At 67.3% G+C, this 367-nt stretch carries 1 pseudogene; it reads right to left on the bottom strand.

Annotated features, from left to right (window positions below):
- A pseudogene (locus ACM6JT_RS29350) lies at positions 1–366 on the bottom strand (hemagglutinin); the annotation flags it as partial.
- Position 367: the final 1 nt, after the last annotated feature.

The following is a 367-nucleotide window of genomic DNA, read 5'->3' as shown; positions in this document are numbered from 1 at the left end:
ATCCGACAGCACGCCGTCCGCCACGTTGTGGACCGCCACCGGCGTACCGGCATTGCCCAGCGTGACGCCTGCCTTGGTCGCATCGTCGTACGTCACCGCCAGCGAGGTCAGGTTGCCCTGGCCGTCGTCGCCCACCAGGCCGGATTGCTTCAGCTGGCCGAGGTTCAGCGCGTCGCTGTCGCCCGTTGCGTCCGCCACGTTCGTCACCTTCACCGGACCGTTGCCATCGCCCAGCGTCACCGAACCGTAGTTCGGCGAACCGTCTTGGTTGCGGTCGTACGTCACCGCGGCAATCGCCTTGCCATCGCCGCCGATCAGGCCCGAGTCCTTCAGCTGGCTCACGTTCACTGCGTCCAGATCCGCCACG

The sequence above is a fragment of the Burkholderia sp. IT-111MI5 genome, from assembly GCF_949752865.1.
Taxonomy (GTDB): Bacteria; Pseudomonadota; Gammaproteobacteria; order Burkholderiales; family Burkholderiaceae; genus Burkholderia; species Burkholderia pyrrocinia_C.
This window is presented reverse-complemented; position numbering and strand designations above follow the sequence as displayed.